Below are 11,389 nucleotides of genomic sequence, written 5' to 3'. Positions count from 1 at the left end.
GGCCAGACCTTATGTAGCTGCCCCGAATCGAAGCCGTCGGCGACCGGGGGGACGGACGGCAACTGGAGGTCGTCCCATGTCTGTCATTTCCGCGTTCCCGTCGCTCTCCCCGGCTCCTGCATCGCCAAAAACGCCCGGTATCGTCGCCTGCATCGACCGCTCCGATCGCAACGCCTGGATCTACCCGCACGCCCTCGCGCTCGCGACGACGCTCGATGTCCCGATAACCCTTCTGCAAGTGCTGGACAGCGGCAATTCGCCCGATGCATGCCCGGACCCGATCGAATGCAGCCTGCGCCGCCGCGAGGCCCTGCGCGCGCTGGATCGATGCACCTCCGCCGTTGATGCGCCCTCGACCCAAACCACTATCGAACTCGCGGAAGGCCCCGCTGCCGAAGAAATCTGCCGTTTCGTGCGCGACTGCGAAGACAGAATGGTCGTGCTGGGGCGACGCGGAACGCAGGAAAGCGGCCGCAGCGGCATGGGAGGCACCGTTCACAAGGTGCTGTCGCAGGCGCCAGGCTCCGTGTTGCTCGTCCCCGTGGAGGCGCCGGCCCCGGCTGGCGCCTATAGACGGATCGTCGTGCCGCTGGATGGCTCTCGCTGGGCGGAAAGCGTCCTGCCCCTCGCCGCACGACTCGCAAGGACCGCTGATGCGGAACTTCTCCTCGTTCATGTCGTGCCTACCCCCGAAATGATTGAAGCGCGCCCCCTGGAGGTCGAGGACAAGAGACTCCGGCAAGGTCTGATCGAGCGCAACGAGCAAGCCGCTCGAAGCTATCTGGACCGAACCCGATCCAACTTGTCATCGTCCGGCTTGCGCGTGCGCACCATCTCGATCCGCGGCGAGGATGTGCGCGAAGCGCTCAACGACCTCATCCGGCGAGAGGGTGCAGATCTCGCCATATTGTCAGCGCGCGGGCATAACCATCAGCATGTCTCCGATCTCCCCTATGGGACGGTTGCCTCCTACCTGATGGCGCACTGCAACGTGCCGATGCTGGTGACGCCCGCGACGAGCCGCAATGCTCAAACGTCCATCCAGAATGGGAACGATCGCCTCCGGTTACCGCTCGCGACCCAGGCCTGATCATGGCCGATATCGAGGAGAACGACCCCATCGTTGGGGCGGCAGACGAGGCTGCCTCCCGCCATCAGCTCACCGGACTGATCGGCAACTCCGCGCCCCTCCCGATCTGGTCGCATCTCGACGCGATGAAGGACTGGCTGACCCGAGCCCGCCAGGAAGCTGCCCAAGCCGATCGGCACGGCAGCGCCGCCGCCGAATGGCTGCTCGACAACGACTATCAGATCCAGCGCGCAATCCTCCAGATTCGCGAGGATCTTCCCGCCGAATTCTACGCAAAGCTTCCCGGCCTCGCCGAAGCTGGCCTCAGGCGGCCGCGCATCCATCAGCTCGCCCATGCTTTCCTGCAGGCGTCCCACCTGCAGGTGTCGCTGAATATCGCCGTCCAGTTCATCGACCGCTATCAGAAGAAACTGCCCCTCAGCATCGCGGAGACCTGGGCATTCCCCACGATGCTGCGCATCGTCAGCCTAGAACTTCTGGTCACAGGCTTTTCTCGCCTCTTTCCCCAGATCGCCCCCCCATTCCAGGTGGATGATACACCCGGCACGTCGATTGCGGCGATCGACGACACCGAATGCGTCGCGCGAGGGATCGCCAATCTCGCGGTGACCGCGACCATCCAGTGGAACGACTTCTTCGATCGAACCAGCCGGGTCGAGACGATCCTCAAGCGAGATCCGGCCGGCATCTACGCACGCATGGATTTCGAAACCCGAGACCGATATCGGCACGCTGTCGAGCAGCTTGCCAAGCAGTCCGGCCTACCTGAATGGGACGTGGCGCAACGCGCCCTGCGGCAATGCCATACCACGAGCGAAACCCCTTCGGGTCACGTCGGCTACTGGCTGGTCGATGCGGGACGGCGGCTTTTCGCGGATGCCCTCGATCCTCGCCCCTGGACGTTCGGATCGACGATGCGGCGCGCGGCGTCATCCTGGCGGTCTGTATGCAGCCGGCCTGCTCCTCGCTGGGCTTGCAGCCTTTGCCCTTCCGACCTGGTATCTCGTCTGGTCTGGCGCGCCTCCCCGATCCTTGCTGCTTTGCATCGCGCTCACGCTGCTACCTGCCTCGATCATCAGCATAACCTTCGTGAACTGGCTCGTGACCCAAATCACACCGCCTCGAGTCCTTCCCAAACTGGCTTTCAAAAAGGGCATCCCCAAGGACTGCGCGACCGCGGTCGTGATGCCCGTTCTCCTCGCCCAGGTGTCCGACGTCCCCCCGCTGCTCCAGCGCCTCGAAGCGCACCGCCTCTCCAGTCCCGACGCGAGCCTCGCATTCGTGCTTCTCAGCGACTTGGCCGACGCAGATACCGCGACGCTTCCCACCGACACCGAGATCGAAGCCGCGCTGATCGCAGGCATCGAGGACCTGAACGCGCGCTATGCGGATCCCAAAGGCCACGGTCCCTTTCATTTGCTCCATCGCCCACGGCTCTTCAATGCGGCGCAGGGCTGCTGGATGGGCTGGGAGCGTAAGCGCGGAAAGCTGGAGCAGTTCAATGCCTTCGTGCTGCGTGGCGATGCGATGCCGTTCAGCCTTACGGCGGGACGGACGGAAGCGCTTAGGCAATGCCGTTTCGTGATGACAGTAGACGCGGATACGCGTCTCGCGCCCGGGGTTGTCCGGCGTCTGGTGGGCACGCTGGCCCATCCTCTCAACCGCGCTCATTTCGACCCCGAAACCGGCTGCATCGAACGGGGCTATACGATCCTTCAGCCCCGCGTCGAACTCGCTCCCGAAGCCACCGGCCAATCCCTGTTCGCCCGCTTGTACGGCGGGGACACGACGATCGACATATACTCGCGCGCTGTCTCCGACGTGTACCAGGATCTCCTCGGCACCGGCGTCTTCGTCGGCAAGGGCCTTTACGACGTCGCTGCGTTCGAACGAAGCCTCGAAGGGCGCATCCCCGAAAATGCCCTGCTGAGCCACGACCTCTTCGAGGGACTGCACGGACGCGCCGCGCTGGTGAGCGACGTGATCGTCTATGAAGAGTTTCCGACCGGCTATCTCGACTTCGCCGGGCGCTGGCACAGATGGGTGCGCGGAGACTGGCAAATCCTGCCCTGGCTGTTGCCCTTCGTGCCAGGCCGCGACGGGCGTTGGCTGCGCAACCGGCTCGGCTGGTTCGACCGTCTCAAGATTTTCGACAATCTGCGGCGCAGTCTGGTGCCCGCCAGTATCGTCGCCCTGCTCCTGGGCGGATGGTTCCTTCTCCACGGCGAGCCATGGGTCTGGACCCTGCTCGCGGTCGTCGCGCCCGGCGCCTACCTTTTCACCGACCTTGTGACGGGTTTCGCGCAGGGCCGGCGGCGCGGCGTGATGCACCGCGTCCTGCGCCGCCTGACCGACCAGTTGGGGCGCTGGACCCTCGCCATCGCCTTCCTCGTGAGCGACTCCTTCATCGCGCTGCACGCGATCGCGGTTACGATCTGGAGGCTTCGGTCGGGGCGCCGCCGCCTGGAGTGGACATCCGCCGCTCATACGGCCGCGCGAAACGCAGCGCGCCATCCGCGCATCGCGGCCTGGCGCGAGATGGCCGCCTCTCCACTGCTCGCAACGGTGATCGCCGGCGCTTTGTTTGCCGTTGCCCCGGCTTCGCTGCCGGTCGCGGCGCCGCTTCTGCTGCTCTGGTTCCTGGCGCCGGAGATCGCGATCCGGATCAGCCGTCCTCTCCAGCCGTCGCAGGAACCATTGCCCCCGGCGGACAGGAAATTCCTCAGGCTCATGGCCCGGCGTACCTGGTTGTTCTTCGAGACGTTCGTGCGGCCCGAGGACAACTGGCTGCCTCCCGACAACTATCAGGAGCCCCCTGACGAAGAGATCGCCCACCGCACATCGCCAACCAACATCGGCATGCTGCTGGTGTCGATTCTGACCGCGTGGCGGCTCGGGCATGTCGGCCTCAACGAGGTCGCGACCCGCCTTGGCGACACGCTCGACAGCCTCGACCGTCTGGAACGCTACCGCGGCCACATCCTCAACTGGTACGACACCAGGACGCTCGCGGCCCTCGAGCCACGCTACGTATCCACGGTCGACAGCGGCAATCTCGCGGTCTGCCTGATCACCGTCGCCCAGGCGCTTCGCGAAGCGGGAAGCGTGCCGCCGGTGGCGGCCGATCTCTGGCTTGGACTCGAGGACAACATCGAGCTGCTCGTCCAGGCAATCGGGTCGGTCGAGGCCTCCTCAGCCGCCGGCACGATCCTTGCGGCCATGCGCCAGACGGCGGAGCGCATCGGCGCTGACGAACCGGCGTGGTACCAAGGGATCGACGATCTCATTTCGACCTGCCTGCCGAAACTGCGCGAGCAGATCGGCCTGATGGCGGCCGGCACTGCCCAATCCGATATCGGCACCTTGCGCGACATCCAGGCCTGGCTCGAACGCCTCGACCATCATCTGACCAGAATGCGGGGCGACTTGCGGATGTTCTCGCCATGGTGGGAGATTCTCAAAAATCGCCCGGCTGATTGCGCTGAGACCGCGGCAAGGGTCGCCGCCCTCCTGGCAAGTGGCTCCAGTCCGACACTGGGAGTCCGCGCGAGGCAGGCCACCAGCGTCCTCGAAGCGTTCAGGCAGACGTCTGTGTCGGACCCGAGCCGGCAATGGGTAGACGCGGTTCTGGCGGCGATCGAACAGGGCCAGGCGGCCTCGTACGAGCTTTACGATCGTCTCGGCGGCCTATCGCGCCGCGCGGCTGCCGCCGCCCACGCGATGGACTTTGCCTTCCTGCTCGATGGGGGCAGCCGGCTCTTCCACATTGGTTACAACGTCAGCGCCGACCGCATCGACCCGCATCACTACGACCTGCTCGCCAGCGAGGCGCGTCTCGCCAGCTTTTTCGCTATCGCGAAGGGCGATATTGATCCGTCTCACTGGTTTCACCTCGGCCGCCCCATCACGAAGCAGGAGGTCGGTCTCGCGCTGGTTTCCTGGAACGGCTCGATGTTCGAGTATCTCATGCCGAACATCTTCCTGCACAGCGACCCCGGCACTCTGCTCGGAATGAGCGATCGGACTGCCATCAGCATTCAGGCCGCTTTCGGCAAGGCGCACGGCATCCCCTGGGGCGTTTCCGAATCGTCCTTCGCCTCCATGGGTCCGGATCGCGTCTATCGTTATCATGCGTTCGGCGTCCCTGCCCTCGGGCTGCAGCGGGGCCTTGGCCGCGACCTTGTAGTGAGCCCCTATGCGACCGCGCTCGCTCTCACGATCCGGCCAGCACTGGCGACGAGAAACCTCAAGCTGCTCGCCGAACTTCAGTTGATCGGCCGGTATGGCTTCTTCGAAGCTGCCGATTTTACGCCAGAGCGGCTGCCGTCGGGCGAACACTTCGCGCTGGTCCGCTCCTACATGGCCCCTGTGCATTGTAGGGACACAGATTCACGGTAGCGGTTTGATGAGCAGCGGCATGAGGCCATTGGCGTCGAGATCGAGGTGATCGGACCAGACATAATCGCCGGTGAGATTGATGCGATCCCAACCCAACGGCGAGAGCCGGGACAGCATAGCTGGATCGATGGGGCTTCCTCGACGACGCATTTCGTCGACGGCGCGCCCCAGATAGCGACAGTTGAACAGGATAATCGCTGCGGTGACGAGGTTGAGCGCGGCCGCTCGGGTCTGCTGGTTCTCCAGGCCACGGTCGCGAAAACGGCCGAGCCGATGGAAGGCGACCGCCCGGGCAAGGCTGTTGCGGGCCTCGCCCTTGTTCAACTCGGCAGTGACGGTACGGCGCAGAGCCGGATCCTCGAACCAGCGGAGCGTGAACAGCGTGCGCTCGATCCGCCCGATCTCCCGCAGCGCCGCAGCGAGGCTGTTCTGCTGGCGGTAGGCGGACAGCTTCTTCAGGATCAACGATGGCGTGACGGTGCGGTGACGGATCGCGCCAATGACACGTTCAATATCGGGCCAGTGGCTGACGATCAGGTCCCGGTTGAGCCTGTGACCGAACAGTGGCGCAAGCCTGCCATAGCGCTTCGAGGGTTCGAAAGCGTAGAGGCGCCGGTCGGACAGGCGAGGAATGCGCGGCTCGAAATCGAGCCCGAGGAGATGCATCGTCGCGAATACGATGTCGGAAACGCCGCCTCCATCGACGTGCAGCGCGGTCAGATCGGCGTTGCTGTCATGGCCGAGGAGCCCATCGAGCGCATGGATGGCTTCTCCTGCCGTGCCGGCGATCACCGTCTGGTGCAGCGGCGCGTAGCGGTCGGTGATGGTGGTGTAGATCTTGACCACTGGGTCGCGACCATAATGGGCGTTGACCGCTCCGCCGGCTTCGCCCGGCCCGCCCAGGTAGAAGGCCTGGCCATCCGCGGAAGCCCGGTGTCCTTGCCCAAACCAGGCGGCGATCGGCTCGGCGTGGATGGCGTCGGTCAGACAGGCGAGCGCCGCCCGAAAGGTTTCCTCGCGCATGTGCCATGTCTGCATGCGCAGCAGCGCGCGGCGTGATCCTGCGCCGCATACCTCGGCCATGCGCGACAACCCGAGATTGGTCGCTTCGGCAATCAGAGTGGCGAGGAAGGTCCGCTCGTCGCCGGGCGGCAACCCGGTCGAGACGTGCCCGAAGTGCCGGGTGAAGCCGGTCCAGCGTTCGACCTGCGAAAGTACGTCGGTGATACGCGTCGCAGGCAGCATGCCGTAGCAGGCAAGCGTCAGGTGCCGTCCTTCGTCGTGCCCGGCATCATCGTCCTTCAGTTCCTTGGGAAAGCGCAATCGCTCGCCAGCGAACAGGGCAGCATCGCGTCCGGCCAGATTGTGGGCGACGGCGCGCAAGGCGCTGTCGAGCTGCGCGGCGCGCTGATCGAGCCATGCGTGTGGATTACCGAGCGAGAACGGCGGTTGCAGCGCTGCGCCGGATAACGGCGCGAGCAGCACGTCCAGCGACCTGTGCAGCCTTGACCTCGGCACCCAGATATCACCCGAGGCCAGTGCATTGGTGAGCGCGCCGTAAGTCGCCATCTCCCAGTGCGTCCGGTCGATCTTGCCGGCGACCACGACATGGCGGTGCCAGCGCCGCTCGACATGACCGAGCGGAACGTCGGCAGGGAGCGGCTTGCGCCAGTTGCCATCAAGATCCGACAGGACCGTCATCGCGTTGCGCAATGCCGCGGTGCCGGCTCGACCGTGGAAATCGAGCGTTTGCAGGAATAGAGGTCCTGTTCGCTTGAAGGTCCGGTACTCGGCTGCGATCTCGCTTAGCACATCGTCCCTGTGAGGTGCCGCGGTACGACGGATGATCGCGGCATCGGCATCGAGCATGTCGAGAGGCACGATATCCCTGAGGGCCGCGCCGATATCTTCACCGGCACGTGCTGCCCGGCTAACTGTTTCCAGCACAGTGGCGATGCGCATCAGCCGGTCGCGGCCTTCGCGTCCCGAGATCGCGATCCCCTGTTCCAGGCGTTTGCGGGCACGAAGATGAGCGCGTCCCATCAAGGTGCCGAACATGGCGATCGCCGCGTCGGTAAGCGTGGCCTCCAGCTCGCGCAGCGTAGCAAGCAGGATGACCCGCCTGCGGGAAGCGCGCATCTGTTGGAAAGCCTGGGCGGTATAGCGCACGCCTTCGCGGGCGAACTGCGTCAGGCGTGGCTCGTGCAGGGGATCGACCGGAACACAGGCAATACCGGTCCTGTGAATCAGCGCGACCTTTTCGAGGATTTCAGCGAGCGAGGCTGACGCTACGCGGGGCTCCGGTTCGCGCAACCACGACAAGCGGCTCTGTCGGTGATGCACCTTCTCGTCGACCAGCGTATCGAGACGCTGACGCATATCCGCATCGAGTTTATCGTCGACTGCGGCGACCAGATCGGTTTCCGCCCGCAGCATCGCCTCGGCCGCCATCCGCTCAACGACGCTGATGCCAGGGATGACGATGCGCCGCGTGCGCAGCTCGTCGAGCAGTCGATCGAGCAGAATACGCCCGTCCACGATGGCCATGGCTTCGGTTTCTAGCCAGGTCATCATGATGCCGCGCGCTGGCCGGCTGAGATCGGTGAAGCCGAAGCGCGCCTTGATGGCGGCAAGCTGATCGTAGCGGGTCGGCGCTCGCCGCGCGAAGTCGGCGACGACGCCTGCATCCACTCCGACCTGTTCGGCGATGTGGTCGAGCATGATTGCAGGCAACAGCTCGCCTGTGCGCAGATGTCGCCCCGGATAGCGCAGGCAGCAGAGTTGCAGGGCATAGCTCAAGCGGGTCGCCGGAGTGCGTGCGAAGCCGATCGCAGCAAGGTCCTCGGCATCGAGGCCATGATGTCGCACCACCGCCGCCTCGCTGTCGGGCAAAGCAAGCAACGCGGCGCGCTGCCGCTGGGTCATCGGAATACGTGCGGGCATGTTTCATCCTCCAAAAACCTCTTGCCTTTTGTTGGCTTAGTGAAAGAGGATTGTGAAAGACCCAAGGCTGCGGAAATTGGTGCATGCTGTTTCCGCCTCCAGATACGGCCGTTTGTGAAAGAGACGCAGATGACGCGCGAACCCTATCTGATCGGTTATGCCCGCGTGTCGAAGGGCGACGACCAGTCGAACGCCGCGCAGCGGCGCGCGCTCGATGCGGCCGGCTGCAAGCGGGTGTTCGAGGAGACCGCCAGCGGTGGGCGGTGGGACCGACCCAAGCTTCTGGAGATGATCGGCCAGTTGCGCGACGGAGACGTCGTCGTCGTCTGGAAGCTTGACCGGCTGTCGCGCAGCCTAAAGGATATGCTGCACATCATGGAGCGGATCGAGCTGGCAGGCGCGGGCTTCCGCTCACTGACCGAGGCGATCGACACCACCACCGCGGCAGGGCGGATGATGATGCAGATGGTGGGAAGCTTCGCCGAGTTCGAGCGGGCCATGATCCGCGAGCGTACCAGCGCCGGCCTTGCCCAGGCTCGCGCAGAAGGACGGATCGGCGGGCGTCGGCCCAAGCTCGGCGACAAGCAGCGCCGCGAAATCGCCGAGTCCGTCACGTCCGGCCGCAAGTCCGGTGCCGAGATGGCGCGGCTCTACGGCGTCAGTGAACCCACCGTCTCGCGCATCGTCGCCGCGCACCGCCAGCAATTCAGTCAGCAGCAGAGGGAACAGGCATGAAGCGTGGTCACGATCTGTCCGGCGTCATGAAGTTCGCCACCTCGCCGGCCTGGGGCGAGCATCTGGGCGAGGCGCTCGGCGATCATCTCGGGCTGGCGATGGAGGAGTTCGACTTCGAAGCGGACGAGCTGGCGGACATCGTCGGCGATCATTGGGCCGGCGTGTTGTGGGGATGCGCGTTCGAGGATCTGCTGACGCGCACCATCCAACCCGACCGGAACATCGTCGATGACTATATTCGGCGCCGGGGCTGGAATGAGAGCGGCCCGACCAAAATCTACCTGCGTGCCCTTCGATCGTCAGTGATGAGCCTCCACGAGGTCAGCGAGGTCGAGCCCGGCAGCGGCTTCCTCGTGCGCGACCTGATCCGGGGCGGCGAGCCGCTTCGAGTATCCGAGCGCAGCGCCTCGCAGACGCTGAAGCAATGGGACAGGATCGGTGCCCGCGTCGTGCAGGTCGGAGGCAAGCACCTCCTGTCGGGCGGCGTGCTGTCGTTCACGATGGAGGCGGCCGAGGCGCTCGTCGCCGATCTACGGCGCTCGAAGGGCAAGCGCAGCCCGCGCACCGCGTTGAACCTAGACGCCGACGATCTGGCTGCACTTCCGGCCCTCATCAGCACGGCATGGCTGTTCGATGTCGTTCCCAAGACCATGGGACCGGCGCCCATCCCCACGCTGCACAACATTGATGGCGAGGAGGTGATGTTCCACCGCGTGCGCTTTCCCTTCGCACGCGGCGTGACCCAGGCGCTGGTCGGCGAGCGGCTTGATACTGTCCCTGCGCTTCAGCGGGAAACCACGCACTTTTGGAACTGGCTGGGCGAGAAACCGAACGGAAAAGCGAAAAGCACCGGGCGCATGGCGTGGGGTGTGACGATGGCGGACGGCACCCCGGTGCTCGGCAATGTCGAATTGAAAGGCCGCGCCCTGATGCTCGCCGTCACCTCGGCCGAGCGAGCGAAACGCGGCACCGCGCTTATCAACGATGCGCTCGCCGGGTTGGTCGGCTCGCCGCTGACCACGATTGAGACGGTCGAACAGGCCATGGCGGCGCGGGCCGAGGGGCTGACATCATCCGAACCGGCACCCGCCATTGCGCCAGAGGTTGCAACCCCGCTCATCCATGCCATGCTCGACCGTCAGTACCGCGCGACGCTCGATGAACCCGTCGGCATGCTCGGCGACATCACCCCGCGCGCAGCCGTTCAAACTGCCGCAGGCCGGCACCGAGTAGCCGGGTGGCTCAAGCATCTCGAAAACCGCAGCAGCAGCCAACTCGACGCGAACGACCCGATGGCCACCTACGACTTCACTTGGATATGGCGCGAACTTGGCATCGAGAACCTGCGCAAATAGTTCGCTACCCCTGACGTCGATGCCTACCGTGAATCCGTGTCCCTACAATGCACAGAGGCCATGTAGAGCGCGGGTGCGAGCATCAGCAAATTTGCCGTCGCGCTGAATGCCGCGATGGCGCGGATGCTGCCACGCAGGCTCAGGACCGCTGCGCGAATTTCATCGAAGGTCTCGGTCTTTTGCATCGGGCTCTTTCGGGAAAGGCACAGTCGGGATGGCGGGCGAAACCGCCATCCCTCCCATGTTCGCGCCTGTTGGGGGTTCAGGCGGCGAGCAGCAGCACTTCCTCGCTGAACGGCGAATTGGCGACCAAATCGGCAACCGAGTCAGTCAGATCGATGTTGTAGTTATTCACGAGAACCGACTGGAGCGCGTCAGTCGAGCCATTCATCAGGTCCCAGATGATGTTATGGACATCGGTATTCTGGCCATCCAGCAGGTCACTTGTCAGATCCCCTGGCGAGAACGTGAAGCTCAGAAGAGCATCATCGTCGAAGTCCGCGAGACTGTTTGAGATGGTGATGCCGGTGATCTCACCATAAACTGTATGGTTCGTTGCACCGGAGATAACCCCATCCACCCAGAGGTTGTAATAGAAGATGTTGCCGGTGATCTCGACGGCATACCCCAGCGTCTCGTTGCCATAGGTGTAGGTCGAACCATAGTTCGCGACGCCATAAACATTCGACGCCGTGATCGTTCCCGTAAAGTCACCCGTCGTGTCAGGGTGCGATCCCGCCATGCCAGCTTCTTCCACGGCATCCAGAACCGTTCCGAGCGAACTGGAGGCGGTCAGAATTCCAGGGAAGTTGTTCACATCTTCAAGAATAATCGATACGGTCATTTTCATTCTCCTGCATTTTTACTT

The 11,389-nt window shown here is 64.3% G+C and carries 7 protein-coding genes; 5 read left to right on the top strand and 2 right to left on the bottom strand.

Annotated elements, in window-relative coordinates:
- Window positions 1–76: 76 nt before the first annotated feature.
- From AC07X9_RS04350 to AC07X9_RS04340, 3 genes are read left to right on the top strand one after another with little or no spacing between them, the layout of a single operon-like run.
- Window positions 77–1,090, top strand: coding sequence for a universal stress protein (locus AC07X9_RS04350; RefSeq protein ID WP_086485534.1), 1,014 nt, complete (start codon window positions 77–79; stop codon window positions 1,088–1,090).
- Between the two features lie 2 nt (window positions 1,091–1,092).
- Window positions 1,093–2,568, top strand: a complete 1,476-nt coding sequence (locus AC07X9_RS04345; protein WP_254908037.1) for a hypothetical protein — start codon at window positions 1,093–1,095, stop codon at window positions 2,566–2,568.
- Entirely contained in the window at window positions 2,552–5,488 is a 2,937-nt protein-coding gene (locus AC07X9_RS04340) for a glucoamylase family protein (RefSeq protein WP_369596848.1), read from the top strand. Before AC07X9_RS04345 ends, AC07X9_RS04340 begins: the two co-directional genes overlap by 17 nt.
- Here the strand turns inward: AC07X9_RS04340 and AC07X9_RS04335 are convergent.
- The gene (locus AC07X9_RS04335; RefSeq protein ID WP_254908004.1) at window positions 5,480–8,431 is read right to left on the bottom strand and encodes a Tn3 family transposase; all 2,952 of its coding nucleotides are present in this window, start codon (window positions 8,429–8,431) and stop codon (window positions 5,480–5,482) included. The two genes, AC07X9_RS04340 and AC07X9_RS04335, sit on opposite strands and share 9 nt — an antisense overlap.
- Before the next feature lie 129 nt (window positions 8,432–8,560).
- Here AC07X9_RS04335 and AC07X9_RS04330 point away from each other — a divergent pair, with 129 nt between their 5' ends.
- Together AC07X9_RS04330 and AC07X9_RS04325 are read left to right on the top strand one after the other, a co-directional pair.
- Window positions 8,561–9,166, top strand: coding sequence for a recombinase family protein (locus AC07X9_RS04330; RefSeq protein ID WP_026109404.1), 606 nt, complete (start codon window positions 8,561–8,563; stop codon window positions 9,164–9,166).
- Between the two features lie 26 nt (window positions 9,167–9,192).
- A complete protein-coding gene (locus tag AC07X9_RS04325) occupies window positions 9,193–10,521 on the top strand; it encodes a DUF7986 domain-containing protein (RefSeq protein WP_020817906.1) in 1,329 nt (442 codons plus the stop codon).
- Between the two features lie 262 nt (window positions 10,522–10,783).
- Here the strand turns inward: AC07X9_RS04325 and AC07X9_RS04320 are convergent, their stop codons facing one another.
- Entirely contained in the window at window positions 10,784–11,365 is a 582-nt protein-coding gene (locus AC07X9_RS04320) for a hypothetical protein (protein WP_140159562.1), read from the bottom strand.
- Window positions 11,366–11,389 lie beyond the last annotated feature (24 nt).

The organism is Sphingobium sp. GW456-12-10-14-TSB1 (assembly GCF_059424385.1).
This window is presented reverse-complemented; position numbering and strand designations above follow the sequence as displayed.